The 16,454-nt window shown below is 73.2% G+C and carries 12 protein-coding genes and 1 pseudogene; 4 read left to right on the forward strand and 9 right to left on the reverse strand.

Going from position 1 to position 16,454, the window contains the following annotated elements; translation table 11 throughout:
* Positions 1-270: 270 nt before the first annotated feature.
* The 4 genes from cobA to FHX39_RS11480 all read left to right on the forward strand — a co-directional run bounded on the left by cobA (position 271) and on the right by FHX39_RS11480 (position 4,110).
* The gene (gene cobA / locus FHX39_RS11465) at positions 271-1,428 is read left to right on the forward strand and encodes a uroporphyrinogen-III C-methyltransferase (protein WP_183338540.1); all 1,158 of its coding nucleotides are present in this window, start codon (positions 271-273) and stop codon (positions 1,426-1,428) included.
* Positions 1,425-2,615 (forward strand): uroporphyrinogen-III synthase, encoded by a 1,191-nt coding sequence (locus tag FHX39_RS11470; RefSeq protein ID WP_183338542.1) that lies wholly within the window; start codon positions 1,425-1,427, stop codon positions 2,613-2,615. Before cobA ends, FHX39_RS11470 begins: the two co-directional genes overlap by 4 nt.
* Positions 2,616-2,690: 75 nt before the next feature.
* A complete protein-coding gene (locus tag FHX39_RS11475) occupies positions 2,691-3,461 on the forward strand; it encodes a DUF6498-containing protein (protein WP_183338544.1) in 771 nt (256 codons plus the stop codon).
* A gap of 70 nt (positions 3,462-3,531) precedes the next feature.
* The gene (locus tag FHX39_RS11480) at positions 3,532-4,110 is read left to right on the forward strand and encodes a beta-class carbonic anhydrase (protein WP_183338546.1); all 579 of its coding nucleotides are present in this window, start codon (positions 3,532-3,534) and stop codon (positions 4,108-4,110) included.
* A 109-nt stretch (positions 4,111-4,219) separates the two neighbouring features.
* Here FHX39_RS11480 and FHX39_RS11485 read toward each other — a convergent pair whose 3' ends face one another.
* The 9 genes and pseudogenes from FHX39_RS11485 to hisI form a co-directional block, all read right to left on the reverse strand.
* Positions 4,220-5,686, reverse strand: a complete 1,467-nt coding sequence (locus FHX39_RS11485; protein WP_183338548.1) for a glutamate synthase subunit beta — start codon at positions 5,684-5,686, stop codon at positions 4,220-4,222.
* Between the two features lie 222 nt (positions 5,687-5,908).
* A complete protein-coding gene (gene gltB, locus FHX39_RS11490) occupies positions 5,909-10,444 on the reverse strand; it encodes a glutamate synthase large subunit (RefSeq protein ID WP_183341298.1) in 4,536 nt (1,511 codons plus the stop codon).
* 316 nt (positions 10,445-10,760) lie between these two features.
* The gene (gene lgt / locus FHX39_RS11495; RefSeq protein WP_332836790.1) at positions 10,761-11,750 is read right to left on the reverse strand and encodes a prolipoprotein diacylglyceryl transferase; all 990 of its coding nucleotides are present in this window, start codon (positions 11,748-11,750) and stop codon (positions 10,761-10,763) included.
* The gene (gene trpA, locus FHX39_RS11500; protein ID WP_183338550.1) at positions 11,747-12,628 is read right to left on the reverse strand and encodes a tryptophan synthase subunit alpha; all 882 of its coding nucleotides are present in this window, start codon (positions 12,626-12,628) and stop codon (positions 11,747-11,749) included. The genes lgt and trpA overlap by 4 nt, the downstream gene beginning before the upstream one ends.
* 116 nt (positions 12,629-12,744) lie before the next feature.
* A pseudogene (trpB, locus tag FHX39_RS11505) lies at positions 12,745-13,965 on the reverse strand (tryptophan synthase subunit beta); the annotation flags it as partial.
* A gap of 154 nt (positions 13,966-14,119) precedes the next feature.
* Positions 14,120-14,923, reverse strand: a complete 804-nt coding sequence (gene trpC / locus FHX39_RS11510; RefSeq protein WP_183338554.1) for an indole-3-glycerol phosphate synthase TrpC — start codon at positions 14,921-14,923, stop codon at positions 14,120-14,122.
* A gap of 44 nt (positions 14,924-14,967) precedes the next feature.
* The gene (locus FHX39_RS11515) at positions 14,968-15,237 is read right to left on the reverse strand and encodes an HGxxPAAW family protein (RefSeq protein WP_183338556.1); all 270 of its coding nucleotides are present in this window, start codon (positions 15,235-15,237) and stop codon (positions 14,968-14,970) included.
* Positions 15,238-15,261: 24 nt separating this feature from the next.
* Entirely contained in the window at positions 15,262-16,077 is an 816-nt protein-coding gene (locus tag FHX39_RS11520; protein WP_183338558.1) for a Trp biosynthesis-associated membrane protein, read from the reverse strand.
* Positions 16,074-16,448, reverse strand: a complete 375-nt coding sequence (hisI, locus tag FHX39_RS11525; protein WP_183338559.1) for a phosphoribosyl-AMP cyclohydrolase — start codon at positions 16,446-16,448, stop codon at positions 16,074-16,076. Before hisI ends, FHX39_RS11520 begins: the two co-directional genes overlap by 4 nt.
* Positions 16,449-16,454: the final 6 nt, after the last annotated feature.

Genomic DNA, 16,454 nt, shown 5'->3' on the forward strand with positions numbered 1-16,454 from the left:
ACAGCCCGTGACCGTCGGCGTTACGACGTGTTCACCGATCTCTCACACGCCGTAGGAAGCCCCGTGAGGGCGGGTGAGAGGCTCTTCGGCCGCCCCCGACCGACCGGTTGTTACGCCGTGGTGTCGGCGAGGTCACCCCGAAGTGCCGCCCCGGCCCCGACGGCGTAGCCACGAGTTACGCGGAGGACATCGAGGGGTAACGCCGGCTTCCTAGGGTGAGGCCTACCCGAGCCACCCCCCGACGGCTCACGTCCGCAGGAGGTGGCTGCCGTGCAGCTCGACCTCGACGTCACCGGCCGCAAGGTCGTCGTCCTCGGTTCCGCGGCCGGCGCACGCCGCTGCGTCGCCCGCTTCGTCCGGGGCGGCGCCCGCGTCACCCTGGTCGCGACCGACGGCCCACCGGGCACGCGCCTCGACACCGTGCGCTACGTCGCCGCCCCGGCGCCCGACGACACGTCGGCGCTGCTCCGCCTGGTCGGCCCGGCCTGGATCGTCGTCTTCGTCGACCCGGCCGCGCCCCTGCGCGACCGCGTCGTCGAGCTGGCGGGGCACCTCCGGGTCATGACCACGACCGAGGCGCCCGCCGAGACGGTCGGCGCCGTGACGCTCGTGGGCGGCGGCCCCGGGCGTGCGGGGCTGCTGACCGTCGAGGCCGTGGCGGCGCTGGGCGCCGCCGACGTCGTCTTCTACGACCGGCTGGCCCCCACCGACGACCTCGCCGCCCTCGCGCCGGCCGCCGAGCTGGTCGACGTCGGCAAGACGCCCTTCCACCACCCGGTCGAGCAGCGCTCGATCGAGCAGCTGCTCGTCGACCGGGCCCGCGCCGGCCAGTCCGTGGTCCGGCTCAAGGGCGGCGACCCCTTCGTCTTCGGCCGGGGTGGCGAGGAGATGCTCGCCTGCCTCGACGCCGGCGTGCGGGTGCGCGTCGTCCCCGGCGTCAGCAGCGCGGTCGCCGTCCCGGCCGCGTGCGGGATCCCGGTCACCCACCGCGGGCTGAGCCACGCGTTCACCGTCATCTCCGGCCACCAGCGCCCGAGCGAGGCCGAGCTCGACGGGCTGGCCCGCCTCGGCGGCACGATCGTCGTGCTGATGGGCGTCGTCAACCTCGAGCAGATCGCCACCGGGCTGCTCCGCGCCGGGATGGACCCGGACACTCCGGCCGCCGTCGTCGAGCGTGGCTACTCCGACTCCCAGCGCAGCACGTTCAGCCGGCTCGGGTCGCTCGCCGACGACGCACGGCGGCTCCAGGTGGCCTCGCCCGCGGTCGTGGTCATCGGTGCCGTGGTCAGCGTCGCGCCCGGCCTGGCCGACGCCGCCCGGGTCCTCGACGACCTGCCTGCCTGGGCGGACGCGCTGACCCCCGACGCCGCGCTGACCTCCGAGGACGCCCGGGCACCGGACGACGTCGCCGACCGGTCCGGACCGTGAGCGCGCGCACCGGCGCCTGGGCCGCACGGGCCGACCGCGCCGCCGACCCGTACGCCCGGCCGGCGCCCGGGCTCCGCGTCGACCAGCTGCGCGGGTTCCGGATCGGGGTCACGTCGGACCGTCGCTCGGGCGACCTCATCGCCGCCCTCGAGCGCCGGGGCGCCCAGGTGCTGCACGCGCCGGCGCTCAAGATCGCGCCCAACGAGCAGGACTCCGCCCTCGTCGACGAGACCCGCGCGCTCATCCGGGCCCGTCCCGAGGTGGTGCTGGTGACGACCGGCTACGGCATGCGGCGCTGGTTCGAGGTCGCCGACGCCGTCGGGCTGGGCGCCGAGCTGACGGCGGTGCTGGAGCAGGCCCGCATCTTCGCCCGCGGCCCGAAGGCCGTGGGCGCGGTCCGCGCGGCCGGCCTGGTGGACGCCCACCTGAGCGAGACCGACACCACGGCCGCGCTGGTCGACGCCGTCACCGAGTCGGGCCTGGTCCGCCCCCGCGTCGCGATCCAGCTGCACGGCTTCACCGACGAGGAGCAGCTGCGCCGTCTGCGCGCGGTGAGCTCGGAGGTCGTCACCGTCACGCCCTACCGCTGGGTCCGTCCCACGGGCAGCGACCGGCTCTCCCGGCTCATCGAGTCGGCGTGCTCGCGCCAGCTCGACGCGATCACCTACACCAGCGCGCCCGGCGCCGCCGCGACGCTGGAGACCGCGTACGGGATGGGGTTGGGCGAGGCGTTCGTCGCCGCGCACGGCGACCACGTCACGGCCGCGGCCGTCGGGCCGGTCACCGCCCAGCCGCTCGTCGAGGCCGGCATCGTCCCGATCGTCCCCGACCGCTACCGGCTCGGCGCCCTGATCCGGCTCGTCTGCGAGGACCTGGCGGTCCACCACGTGCAGGTCTACCGAGCCCACGAGACGCTCGTCGAGGTCCGCGGGCGCAGCGTCGCGGTCGGCGGGCGCAGCGTGCTGCTCGGCCCGAGCGCGCTGGCCCTGTTCAAGGCGCTGGCCGCCGCCGAGGGGGTCGTCTCCCGGCACGACCTCGTCGCCGCCCTGCCCGAGCAGCTCGACGACCACGCCCTCGAGGTCGCGATGAGCCGGCTGCGGCGTGCGCTGGACGTGCCGGGGCTGATCACCACCGTGGTCAAGCGCGGCTACCGCTTCAACGGCGTCCGCGTCGACACCGCCGGCTGACCCGGCCGGCTGACCCCTCCCGCGGACCTCGCGGCAGGGGCGGCGGCCGGCCCCGGGCCGTGCGACGCTGGGCGCGTGCCGCCCGACCAGCGCCCCTCCTACCCGCGGACGCCCGCGTACGGGGAAGGCTTCCCGTCCGGCGGTGCCGGTCCCCGGCCCGGCTCTCCTGCCCCCCGTCCGAGCGCACCGACCGGGCCGCCCGTCGAGCCGCGCGGCGTCTGGCTCGCCCTCGGGCTGTCGGTGGCGGTCAACCTGCTCACGCTGGTCGGGGTGCTCGCCCTGGGCTGGCCCGCGGGCAACGTGTTCCTCCTGTTCTGGTGCGAGGACGTGGTGCTCGGCCTCATCACCCTGGTCCGCGTCGGAACCGCCGAGGTCGACCCCTCGCGCCGCGTGCAGACCGCGCTGTTCTTCTGCGTGCACTACGGCATCTTCTGCTCGGTGCACCTGGGCTTCACCCTCGTCGTCGCGTGGCGCCTCGGCTGGGACCTCGGCGTCCTCGCCCTCGGGGTGCCGGTCGTCCTCGTCGTCCTGCGCTACGCGGTCGAGCTGGTCCGGACCTGGTTCGGGCCCGAGGGCCTGCGGGCCCGGACGACGCCGCGCCAGGCGATGTTCGCGCCGTACCCGCGCATCGTCGTGCTGCAGGTCGGCGTCATCGTGGCCTTCCTGCTGCTCATGGCCTCGTTCTTCGCCGGCCTTCCGGACTCGCCGGTCGCGTCGTACGGCCGGGTGGTCGGCACGCTGCCGGACTGGCTCGGACGCCCCGCGGTCCTCGCCGTCGTGGTGCTGCTGCTGGTCAAGACCCTGGTCGACCTGCTGACGACGCGGCGGGCGCTGCGGGCCCGCTGACCGGCTATTCCCTAGCGCTAGGGTCGGGTATCGCGTGGCACCGGTCGCGCACGAACGACGAGGAGATGTCATGTCCGTGCTGCCCGAGGTGCTGGCCGCCAACGAGACGTACGCCGCCGGGTTCGGCGACCTAGGCTCGCTCGCCCTGCCGCCGGCCCGCCACTTCGCCATCCTCACCTGCATGGACGCCCGGCTCGACCCCGCGAAGTACGCCGGGCTCAGCGAGGGCGACGCCCACGTCATCCGGAACGCGGGCGGCCGGGCCAGCGACGACGCCATCCGGTCGCTCGTCATCAGCTACAAGCTGCTCGGCACCGCCGAGTTCTTCGTGGTGCATCACACCGAGTGCGGCATGGAGTTCTTCACCGACGACGTGATGCGCGGCCTGCTCGCGTCCAGCCTCGAGACGGCCGCGCTGGGCGAGGACGGCTTCCACGACGTCGGCACCGGCCCCGGCTCGACCGAGGGCGCGTACGTCGACTGGCTCACCATCGCCGACGCCGACCAGGCGGTCGTCGACGACGTCACCCGCATCCGGAACCACCCGCTCGTCCCCGCGGGCATCCCGGTCTACGGCTACGTCTACGACGTGAAGTCCGGCCGCCTGGTCGAGGTCGAGGCTGCCACCTCCATCGGCGCTGCCCAGTAGCCCTCCCGCCGAAGGCACCGCGAGCGGTAGGTTGCCGCGCCGAATCGTGAGGATCTGGCGCGGCAACCTACCGCTCGCGGGGGTTCTTGGGGGTGGGTGAGCTTCAGGCTCAGACCATCATCTGGCGGACCTCGGGGCCGATCGGCCGCGGGAGGGCGGACGTGCCCGAGAGGAACTTGTCCACGCCGTTGGCGCAGGCGCGGCCCTCGGCGATCGCCCAGACGATGAGCGACTGGCCGCGGCCCGCGTCGCCGCAGGCGAAGACGCCCTCGACGTCCGTGGCGTAGTCACCGTTGCGGGCGATGTTCCCGCGCGGGTCGACGCCGACGCCGAGCTGCTCGACGAGCTGCTTCTTCTCCGGGCCGGTGAAGCCCATGGCCAGCAGCACGAGCTCGGCCGGGATCTCCTTCTCGGTGCCCTCGATCGCCGTGAGCTTGCCGCCCTGGAACACGACCTCGGACAGGACGAGCGTCTTCACGTTCCCCTGCTCGTCGCCGCGGAACTCCGAGGTGGAGACCGAGTAGACGCGCTCGCCCGACTCCTCGTGCGCCGAGCTGACCCGGTAGGTCATCGGGTAGGTCGGCCACGGCTGGTTCTCGGGCCGGTCGGTCGGCGGGGTCGGCATGATCTCCAGCTGCGTGACCGAGGCCGCGCCCTGCCGGATGGCCGTACCGAGGCAGTCAGCACCGGTGTCGCCGCCGCCGATGATCACGACGTGCTTGCCCTGCGCGCTGATCTGGTTCTCCGGCGCGTTGCCGAGCGCGGCCCGGTTGCCCTGCGGCAGGTACTCCATCGCCTGGTGGATGCCGCCGAGCTCGCGGCCCGGCACCGGGAGGTCGCGCCCGACGGTCGAGCCGATGGCGACCACGACCGCGTCGTAGCGCTCCTTGAGCTGGGACCAGGTCACCGACCCGCCGACGTCGACGCCGCAGCGGAAGTTCGTGCCCTCGTCGCGCATCTGCCGGATCCGGCGGTCGAGGACCTTCTTCTCCATCTTGAACTCGGGGATCCCGTAGCGCATCAGACCGCCCGGGGCGTCGGCCCGCTCGTACACCGCGACGGTGTGACCCGTCCGGGTCAGCTGCTGCGCGGCGGCGAGGCCCGACGGACCCGACCCGACGACGGCCACGGTCTTGCCCGTCAGCCAGTCCGCCGGCTGCGGGGCGACGCGGCGCTCGTCCCACGCCTTGTCGATGATCGTCACCTCGACGTTCTTGATCGTCACCGCGTCGCGGTTGATGCCGACGACGCAGGCCGTCTCGCACGGCGCCGGGCACAGCCGACCCGTGAACTCGGGGAAGTTGTTCGTGGCGTGCAGCCGCTCCAGCGCCTCGTCCCAGTCACGACGCCAGACGAGGTCGTTCCACTCGGGGATGAGGTTGCCCAGCGGGCAGCCGGTGTGGCAGAAGGGGATGCCGCAGTCCATGCAGCGCCCGGCCTGCTCCGAGATGATCGGCAGCAGCGCCCGCCCCGGCGAGCCCGGGTAGACCTCGTTCCAGTCGTGCACGCGCTCCGCGACCGGCCGCCGCTCGGCGACCTTCCTTGGCGTCGTGATGAACCCACGCGGGTCAGCCATGTGATGCCTCCGTGACGGACGAGAGCCGCGCAGCAGCGCGGGAGGAAAGAAGCCGGAGAGGAGCAGGACCCGCAGCCCGAGCGGGTGCCCGGGGTACGAGCCGGTCGGAGCGTGGATGGGTCTGGCGGGAGCCCGGAGCCTGCGGAGGGCGGATGGTTGCGACGACCGGCTCGTGGCCCGGGCACCCGCGAACCCGACCCGAGGGATGAGCGACGATCCCGATCACCGCTTCACCGCCTCCATCATCCGCAGCGTCGTGGCGGCCTCGTCGAGACCTTCCGACTCCGCGGCCTCGCGGGCGGCGACGACCTTGGCGTACTCCCGCGGGAGCACCTTGGTGAAGCGGGTCGAGGCGAAGGCCCAGTCGTTCAGCAGGCCCTCGGCGACGACGGAACCCGTCTCCTCGAGGTGGCGCTTGACCAGGCCCTGCAGCAGCTCCAGGTCGGCCTCGCCGGGCTCGATCGCGTCGACCATCTCGGTGTTGAGCAGCGACTCGTCGAGGTCGAGCAGGTAGGCGATGCCGCCCGACATGCCGGCGGCGACGTTGCGGCCCGTACGCCCGAGGACGACGGCCACGCCTCCGGTCATGTACTCGCACCCGTGGTCGCCGAGGCCTTCGACGACGGCGGTGGCGCCCGAGTTGCGGACGCAGAACCGCTCGCCCACCTGTCCGGCGATGAAGATCTCGCCGCCGGTGGCGCCGTAGCCGATGACGTTGCCCGCGATGATGTTCTCGCTGGCCACGAAGGTCGAGGCCCGGTTCGGCCGCAGCACGAGCCGACCGCCCGACAACCCCTTGCCGAGGTAGTCGTTGCTGTCGCCCTCGAGGCGCAGCGTGATCCCCGCCGGCAGGAACGCGCCGAAGCTCTGCCCCGCCGACCCGGTGAACGTCAGGTCGATCGTGCCGTCCGGCAGGCCCTCGCCGTTGGTCGCCTTGGTGACCTCGTGGCCGAGGATCGTGCCGACCGTCCGGTCGATGTTCCGGACCGGCAGCGACGCGCGGACGGCCTCGCCGGACTCGAGCGCAGGTCGGCAGATCTCGATCAGGCGCTGGTCGAGCTTGGCGTCCAGACCGTGGTCCTGCTTCGTCACGTTGTGCAGCGGCGCGCCCTCGGGCAGCTCCGGGCGGTGCAGCATCGGCGCCAGGTCGAGCCCGTGCGCCTTCCAGTGGGTCTCGGCGATCGTGGAGTCGAGCAGCTCGACGTGGCCCACGGCCTCGGCCAGCGTGCGGAACCCCAGCGCCGCCAGGTGCTCGCGCACCTCCTCGGCGATGAACTCGAAGAAGTTCACGACGAACTCGGGCTTGCCGGAGAACTTCTGGCGCAGCTCGGCGTTCTGCGTGGCGACGCCCACCGGGCAGGTGTCGAGGTGGCAGACCCGCATCATGATGCAGCCGCTCACCACCAGCGGCGCCGTGGCGAAGCCGAACTCCTCGGCCCCGAGCAGGGCGCCGATGATCACGTCGCGGCCGGTCTTGAGCTGGCCGTCGACCTGCACGACGATGCGGTCGCGCAGCCCGTTGACGAGCAGCGTCTGCTGGGTCTCGGCCAGGCCGAGCTCCCAGGGACCGCCCGCGTGCTTGAGCGAGGTCAGCGGGGCCGCCCCCGTGCCGCCGTCGTGGCCGGAGATCAGCACCACGTCGGCCTTGGCCTTGCTCACCCCGGCCGCCACCGTGCCGACGCCGACCTCGGCCACGAGCTTGACGTGGACGCGTGCGCTCGGGTTGGCGCACTTGAGGTCGTGGATGAGCTGCTTGAGGTCTTCGATGGAGTAGATGTCGTGGTGCGGCGGCGGCGAGATGAGGCCGACGCCCGGCGTCGAGTGCCGCGTCTTGGCGACCCACGGGTAGACCTTCTGGCCGGGCAGCTGGCCGCCCTCGCCGGGCTTCGCGCCCTGCGCCATCTTGATCTGGATGTCGCTCGCGTTGGTCAGGTAGTCGCTGGTCACGCCGAACCGGCCCGACGCGACCTGCTTGATCGCGCTGCGTCGCTCCGGGTCGTGCAGGCGGTCGGTGTCCTCGCCGCCCTCACCGGTGTTGGACTTGCCGCCGAGGCGGTTCATCGCGATGGCCAGCGTCTGGTGCGCCTCGAGGCTGATCGACCCGTACGACATCGCCCCGGTCGAGAAGCGCTTGACGATCGCGCTGACCGGCTCGACGTCCTCGATCGGGATCGAGGGGCGGTCGGGGCTGATCTTGAGCAGCCCGCGCAGCGTCATCAGCCGCTCGGCCTGGGAGTCGATGTGCGACGTGTACTGCTTGAAGATGTCGTAGCGCCCGGTCCGGGTGCTGTGCTGCAGCCGGAACACGGTCTCGGGGTCGAACAGGTGCGGCTCGCCCTCGCGGCGCCACTGGTACTCCCCGCCGACGGGCAGCGTGCGGTGGGCCTGCGGGATGCCGTTGGCCGGGTAGGCCTGCAGGTGGCGCCGGTGCACCTCCTCCGCGATCTGCTCGAGCGTGACGCCGCCGAGCTTGGAGGTGGTGCCGGTGAAGTAGCGGTCGACGACCTCGGCGGACAGGCCGAGCGCCTCGAAGATCTGCGCCCCGGTGTAGGACGCGACCGTGGAGACGCCCATCTTGCTCATGACCTTGAGCACGCCCTTGCCGAGCGCCTTGACCACGTTCTTGACCGCGGCCTCCGGCTCGGCCTCGGTGTAGACGTTGCGGCGCGCGAGGTCCTCCGCCGACTCGATGGCCAGGTACGGGTTGACCGCGGCCGCGCCGTAGCCGATCAGGAGCGCGACGTGGTGGACCTCGCGGACGTCGCCCGCCTCGACGACCAGGCCCACCTGGGTCCGGGTCTTCTCGCGGACGAGGTGGTGGTGCACGGCGGCGGTGAAGAGCAGCGACGGGATCGGCGCCAGCTCGGCGTTGGAGTGCCGGTCCGACAGCAGGATGATCCGCGCGCCGTCGGCGATGGCCTGGCTGATCTCGGCGCAGAGCCGGTCGAGCGCCGCGCTCAGCGCCGCGTGGCCGCCGGACACCTCGTACAGCCCGCGGGCGACGTACGTCGCGTAGCCGGGTAGGTCGCCGTGCCGGTTGATCTTGACGATCTTGGCCAGGCTGTCGTTGTCGAGCACCGGGAACGGCAGCACCAGGCGTCGGCAGGACGCCGGGCCGGGCTCCAGCAGGTTCTGCTCGGAACCGATCGTGTTGAACAGCGAGGTGACGAGCTCCTCGCGGATCGCGTCGAGCGGCGGGTTGGTCACCTGCGCGAAGAGCTGGCTGAAGTAGTCGAACAGCAGCCGCGGCTTCTCGCTCAGGGCGGCGATCGGGGTGTCGGTGCCCATCGAACCGATCGGCTCGGCACCGCCGGACGCCATCGGCGCGAGGATCAGCCGCAGCTCCTCCTCGGTGTAGCCGAAGACCTGCTGACGACGGGTGACCGAGGCGTGGCTGTGCACGACGTGCTCGCGCTCGGGCAGGTCGGTCAGCGACATGCGGCCGCCGAGCAGCCACTCCCCGTACGGGGCCTCCGCGGCGAGGCTGTCCTTGACCTCGTCGTTGGAGATCAGGCGGTGCTCGGCCAGGTCGACGAGGAACATGCGGCCCGGCTGCAGCCGGCCCTTCTGCACGATCTTCTCGGCCGGGATGTCGAGGACGCCCGCCTCGGAGGCGAGCACGACGAGGCCGTCGTCGGTGACCCAGAAGCGGCCCGGGCGCAGGCCGTTGCGGTCGAGGACCGCGCCGACCTGCGTGCCGTCGGTGAAGACGACGCCGGCGGGACCGTCCCAGGGCTCCATCAGGCAGGAGTGGAAGGCGTAGAAGTCGCGACGACGGGCGTCCATCGTCGGGTTGTTCTCCCAGGCCTCCGGGATCATCATCAGCATCGCGTGCGGCAGCGACCGGCCGCCGAGGTGCAGCAGCTCGACGACCTCGTCGAACGAGGCCGAGTCCGACGCCTCGGGCGTGCAGATCGGGAACAGCCGCTCCAGGTCGCCGGGGATCAGCTGGCTGGAGAGCAGCGCCTCGCGGGCCCGCATCCAGTTCCGGTTGCCCTTGACCGTGTTGATCTCGCCGTTGTGGGCGATCATCCGGAACGGGTGCGCCAGCTCCCACGACGGGAACGTGTTGGTCGAGAACCGCGAGTGCACGACGACCAGCGCGCTCTCCATGCGCTCGTCACCGAGCTCGGGGAACACCAGCTCGAGCTGCTCGGTGGTGAGCATGCCCTTGTAGACGAGCGTGCGGCAGGACAGCGAGGAGAAGTAGACGCCGGCCTCGTTCTGGCTCCGGCGGCGCAGGCAGTAGGCGAGGCGCTCCAGCGCGAGGCCCTGCACGGGCTGGCCGGAGGCCGTGACGAACAGCTGCTCGAAGGCGGGCATGTTGTCGCGCGTCAGGTCGGACAGCGACGAACTCTCCGTCGCCACGACGCGCCAGCCGAGGACGTTGAGGCCCTCCTCGCCGGCGACGCGCTCGATGACCGCCTTCGCCTCGGCGCGCGCGGCGTCGTCGACGGGCAGGAACGCGAGGCCCACCGCGTACGAGCCGGCCGGCGGCAGGTCGAAACCCGCCTCGGAGCGCAGGAAGCGGTCCGGGACCTGCAGCAGGATGCCCGCGCCGTCGCCCGTCTTCGGGTCCGCGCCGGTCGCGCCGCGGTGGTCGAGGTTGCGCAGGGCCTCGAGGCCCTGCTCGACGATCGCGTGGCTGGGGACGCCGCTGAGCGTGGCGACGAAGGCGACACCGCACGCGTCGTGGTCGAGCGCCGGGTCGTACAGGCCCTGGGCCTGGGGGCGGCGGAAGGACGAGGCTGCGGGCACGGCAGGCGTGGAGAGCAGAGTCACGTGGGTGGACTCCTGTCGTCTTGCGTCGGGCAGGGCTCGACGAGGGGCACGAGCGTGGCGCACCCAGGACGTCGCTGGCCAGGAGCGGTGAGGATGCTAACGCAGGGACACGGGCATCCTGATCATGTTTCGGCCTGGACGAGCGTCTGGTTGCGCTGCGTCGTCGGCGTCACGGTGCTGGCGTGCTGGGTCGACGGGGTGGCGCGACCGAGGTGCTAGGTAGCCCTAGCGTACCGAAGCCGACCGGGTGCCCGCGGACTCGTACGCTGCGCGGACGTGGCCCCGGCTGCGGTCAGCCCTCGGCGCGCGGGCGACCCGGCTCGACCGCGTCCTCGGTCTCCGGGCTCTCCGCCGTGGAGGTCTCGACCTCGGACTCGGCGTCGGCCTCGGTGGTGCCGGCGTCGGTCCCGTCCTCGGTGGCGCTGCCGGCCTCCACGGGGACCGGACGCTCGACCACGGTCTCGCGCCCGGGCCGGTTCTTCACCAGCCAGGCGAGCACGAGCGCCGCGCCGACGAAGACGATCACCGAGGTGTAGTTGTTCAGCCGGAAGCCGCCGATCTCGTTCACGGTGTCGATCCGCAGCGCCTCGATCCAGAAGCGGCCGAGCGTGTAGAAGAGCACGTAGAGCGTGAAGACCTTGCCGTGGCCCAGCCGGAAGCGGCGGTCCAGCAGGATCACGACGACCGCGACGAGGACGTCCCAGATCAGCTCGTAGAGGAACGTCGGGTGGAAGGTCGCGTACTGCTCGAAGCCGACCGGGCGGAACCGCGCGTCGATCTCCAGCCCCCACGGCAGCGTGGTCGGACGGCCGAAGAGCTCGGAGTTGAACCAGTTGCCGAGCCGGCCGATCCCCTGGGCCACGGCGATGCCGGGAGCGCAGGCGTCGAGCAGGGCCGGGAAGCGGATCCCGCGGCGACGGGCGACCAGCCAACCGCCCAGCGCGCCGAACGCGACGGCACCCCAGATGCCGAGGCCGCCCTGCCAGATCTTGAGCGCGTCGACCGGGTTGCGGCCGGGACCGAAGTAGAGCTCGTAGTCGGTGATGACGTGGTAGATCCGGGCCCCGACGATCCCGAAGGGGACGGCCAGGACGACCACGGACTCGAGCCCGTCGGAGGTGCCGCCCCGCGCCCGCCACCGCCGGGTCGCGATGACCATGCCGACGACGATCCCCGCGATGATGCACAGCGCGTAGGCACGGATGGGCAGCGGGCCCAGGTGCCAGACGTTCTGGCTCGGGCTCGGGATGAACAGCGGCGCCAGCCCGACGAGCGGGCTCACGCGGTCGTCGTCCCCGCGGCCGCCGCGGGGCCGGCCACGCCCTGCGCGAGGTCGGCGACCACGGCGCGCAGACCCGAGAGGTCGTCGGGGGTGCCGGCCTCCTCGGCGTCGAGCAGCGTCTTGACGAGGGCCGAGCCCACGATCACGGCGTCGGCGTACTCCGTCACCTCGCGCGCCTGCACCCCGTTCGAGACCCCGAGGCCGACGCCGACCATGGCGCCGTCGGCCGCCGCGCGCACGCGCTCGACGAGGCCGGGCGCGGCGGTCGAGCTCGTCGCGCGCGCGCCGGTGACGCCCATCACGGAGGTCGCGTAGACCCACCCGCGGCAGGCGGCGACGGTGGCGTCGAGGCGGTCGTCGGTGGACGACGGCGAGACGAGGAAGATGCGGTCGAGCCCGTACGCGTCGGAGACCTCGAACCAGGCCGCGGCCTCGTCCGGCGTGAGGTCGGGGGTGATCGCGCCGGAGCCGCCGGCCGCGGCGAGGTCGCGGGCGAAGGCCTCGGGGCCGTAGTGCTCGATCAGGTTCCAGTAGGTCATGACGACCGCCGGCGTGCCGGCCTGCGCGACCGTCTCGACCGCCGCGAACGCGTCCCTCGTCCGCACGCCGCGGGCGAGCGCGCGGGTGCCGGCGCGCTGGATCGTGACCCCGTCCATCATCGGGTCGCTGTAGGGCAGACCGACCTCGACGAGGTCGACGCCGGCGCTCTCCCCCTCGCCGGTCAGCGCGCGCATCGCCGCCAGGGAGGTCGGGACGTCCGGGTAGCCGACGGTGAGGAACCCGACGAGCGCGCCACGGCCCTGCTCGCGGGTCGCGGCGAAGACGTCGCCCGTACGCCCCCGGTCGAACGTGACCTGCGCGGCCGAGGGCGCGCTCACAGCTGGACCGCGGTGGTGCTGGCCGGACCGCTCGGGTCCAACGACAGGTCGAGCTCCGGGTCGGCGCTGAGGTTCGTCCCGACCGGGCGGCCGGACTCCGAGCCCGTGCCGCGGGTGTCGACGTTGAACCACTGGATCGCGGTGTCGACGTCCTTGTCGCCCCGGCCGGAGAGGTTGACGAGGATGATCGCCGGCTCGCCGTCGGCCCGAGGCTTCAACGAGCGCCCGAGGCGGAGCGCGCCGGCCAGGCCGTGCGCCGACTCGATGGCCGGCAGGATGCCCTCGGTCTGCGTCAGCAGGCGGAAGGCCTCCATCGCCTCCGTGTCGGTGACGGGCTCGTACGTCGCCCGTCCCGTCGACGCGAGCCACGAGTGCTCGGGGCCGACCCCGGGGTAGTCGAGACCCGCCGAGATCGAGTGCGAATCCTTGGTCTGGCCGTCGGAGTCCTGCAGCACGTACGTGCGCATGCCGTGCAGGACGCCGACCGAGCCGGCCGAGATGGTCGCGGCGTGGCGTCCGGTCGAGACGCCGTCGCCCCCGGCCTCGTAGCCGTGGAGGGCGACCTCGGCGTCAGGGATGAAGTCGGCGAAGATGCCGAGCGCGTTCGAGCCGCCGCCGACGCAGGCGGCCACGGCGTCCGGCAGCCGGCCGTAGCGGGAGAGCACCTGGGCGCGCGCCTCGGTCGAGATGATGCGCTGGAACTCACGCACGAGCAGCGGGAACGGGTGCGGCCCGGCGACGGTGCCGATCAGGTAGTGCGTGTTGTCGACGCTGGCGACCCAGTCGCGCATCGCCTCGTTCATCGCGTCCTTGAGCGTCTGCGTCCCGGACTCGACCGCGATCACCTCGGCGCCGAGCAGGCGCATCCGGGCGACGTTGAGCGCCTGCCGCTCGGTGTCGACCTTGCCCATGTAGACGGTGCACTCGAGGCCGAAGAGCGCGGCCGCGGTCGCCGTCGCCACGCCGTGCTGGCCGGCACCGGTCTCGGCGATGACGCGCGTCTTGCCCATCCGCTTGGTGAGCAGCGCCTGGCCGAGGACGTTGTTGATCTTGTGGGAGCCCGTGTGGTTCAGGTCCTCGCGCTTGAGCAGGATCAGCGGGGCGGGGCCCTCGGCCGGCTGCGCGTGCTCGGCGAACCGGCTCGCGACGGTGATGGGCGACGGGCGACCGGTGTAGTCGGCCAGCAGGCCGGCGAGCTCCACGCCGAAGCCGGGGTCGTCCATCGCGGAGTGGAACTCCTGCTCGAGCTGCGCGAGCGCGGCCCAGAGCGCCTCGGGGACGAACTTGCCCCCGAACTGCTCGAAGTGTCCGCGGGCGTCGGGCAGTGCGCTGACCACTAGATCAACCTCGTCTCGTGTGCGGCCCGCTCGTCGCGGGCTCCCGCGCAGGATACGGCGGGAGACCCAAGGGGCCGCGGCGTTTTCGCCGGGGTGGCAGGGGTGGGGCTGGGTTCGTGCTGGTGCGGAGCGGTGGGGCGTGGTGGGGCGCGCGTCAGCTGCGGTGGACGGCCGGGTGGGCGCCCGCCGCCACGAGGTCGGCCACGCCGGTCCGCGGGTCCCGGCCGGTGACCAGGGCCTCGCCGACCAGGACCACGTCGGCCCCGGCCCGGGCCAGCTCGATGACGTCGTGCGGGCCGCGCACGCCCGACTCGGCGACGCGGACGACGCCGTCGGGGATCAGCGGGGCCAGCCGTGCGAAGGTCGTCGTGTCGACCTCGAGGGTCTGCAGGCTGCGGTTGTTGACCCCGATGAGCCGCGCGCCGGCGTCCACCGCGCGGCGCACCTCGTCCTCGGTGTGCGCCTCGACCAGGGGCGTGAGCCCGATGGACACGGCGCGCTCGACCAGGCTGATCAGCTCGGTGTCGCTCAGCGCGGCCACGATGAGCAGGGCGAGGTCGGCCCCGGCCGCGCGGGCCTCGAAGAGCTGGTACGCGGTGACGATGAAGTCCTTGCGCAGGACGGGGACGTCCACGGAGGCCCGGACGCGGACCAGGTCGTCGAGCGTGCCGGAGAACCGGCGCTGCTCGGTGAGCACGGAGATCACCGCGGCCCCGCCGGCCTCGTACTGGGCCGCCAGCGCGGCCGGGTCCGCGATCGTCGCGAGCGCGCCCTTGCTGGGGCTCGACCGCTTGACCTCGGCGATGACCGAGACGCCCGGACCGCGGAACACCGGCATCGGGTCCAGCGCGGGGTCGACGTGCAGGCACCGCTCCTTCAGCCGCTCCAACGAGACGTCGGCCTGCCGCAGCTCGAGGTCCTCGCGGACCCCGGCGACGATGTCGTCGAGCACTCCCATGACGTCTTCCCCTGAGTCCTACGTCTCGTGAACGGCGCGGTCCCTCAGCGGGCTCCGTGCCCCATCTTCTGCAGAACCAGGGCGGCGACCCCGGCCAGCGCGAGCAGCGCCACACCGATGCCGAAGACCACCCAGTTCTGGAACACGACGGCGAAGCCGCCGATGAGCACGGCCACCATCGCGGTCAGGCTGCCGACCCAGGCGGCCAGCGTCTGGCCGTGGTGGACGGGCTTCTTGCGCTGCCCGGACCGGTCGGTGATCTCGGAGCGCTGGGCCGTGCCGGACGGGTCCGCTGCACGGGACGGTGCTGCCATCACGCTGCTCCTTGCTCCACCGGGTCAGGTGGGTTCGTCGGTCCGGGTGTCGACCCGGCGGTTCATTGTGACCCCGGAGGGTTGTTCCTGCACAACGGCCCTCCTGGATGAACGTTCGTCGCCGGGATGTTCGTCGGACTGCTCCGCGGGGTCCTCGACGGCCCGGTTCCCCGGCTCGGCGACGGGCCTGCCGTCCGCCGCGGTCGGGTCGACGCCCGCGTCGAGGAGGCGCCAGAGCGCCGCCGGGTCGTCCTCACGGCGGGCGTCGGCGACGGCCGCGGCGGGGCTCGCCGGTGCGCCCGGGGTGACGGCCGGACGCTCGTAGCGCGCGGTGCGGGACGGCCAGCGCGGGGCCGTGAGGGCCATGGTCCCGGCCGCGAGCACGACCACGAGCCCGGCGGCGGCGAAGACGTACGGCCAGGCGGTGCCGACCAGCGCGAACTGGTCGGCCAGGCTCACCTCGAGCACCCGGCTGCGGACGGCCTGCGTGGCGGGGCGCGACCGGTCCAGGCCGAGGACCACGGCGCCCGCGCCGGTCAGCAGCAGGAGCACGCCCAGCACGCGGCGGCCACGGCTCTTGAGCACCAGCGCGAGCAGGGCGCCGGCGAGCACGACGAGCGCGAGCGCCTGGGCGAGCCCGCCGCTGGACTCCGTCCCGGTGAACGCCACCGAGACCCCGTCGCCCGCCGCCCGCCACCAGGGGCGGGAGCCGGCCACGAGCGCGAGCACGGCGCCGACGGCGAGGCCGCCGAGCGCGGGCGTCCGCAGCCGGGCCGCGCGGGCCCGTCCCGTCCGCAGGGGCTGCGGCGCCTGGGCCGTCTCCGCAGGCTGCGCCGTCACGCCAGGACCACGGCGGGCAGCGGTCGGGCGTCGAAGCACGTCGCGTCGCCGGTGTGGCAGGCCGCCCCGTCCTGGCGCACGGTGAGCAGCAGCGTGTCGCCGTCGCAGTCGAGCCGGACGCCGCGGACCCACTGCCGGTGCCCGCTCGTCTCGCCCTTCACCCAGTACTCGTCGCGGCTGCGGGAGTAGAAGGTGGAGCGTCCGGTGGTGAGCGTGCGGTGCAGCGCCTCGTCGTCCATCCAGCCGACCATGAGGACGTCGCGCGACTCCTCGTCCTGGACCACCGCGGGCACGAGCCCGGCGGCGTCGCGCTTGAGCAGCGCGGCGATGGCGGGGTCGAGCCCCGACGACGGGGCGGGCGAGGACGTCATGGCAGC

Origin of the sequence: Microlunatus antarcticus (assembly GCF_014193425.1) — a bacterium.
In the GTDB taxonomy this organism is placed as follows: Bacteria; Actinomycetota; Actinomycetes; order Propionibacteriales; family Propionibacteriaceae; genus Microlunatus; species Microlunatus antarcticus.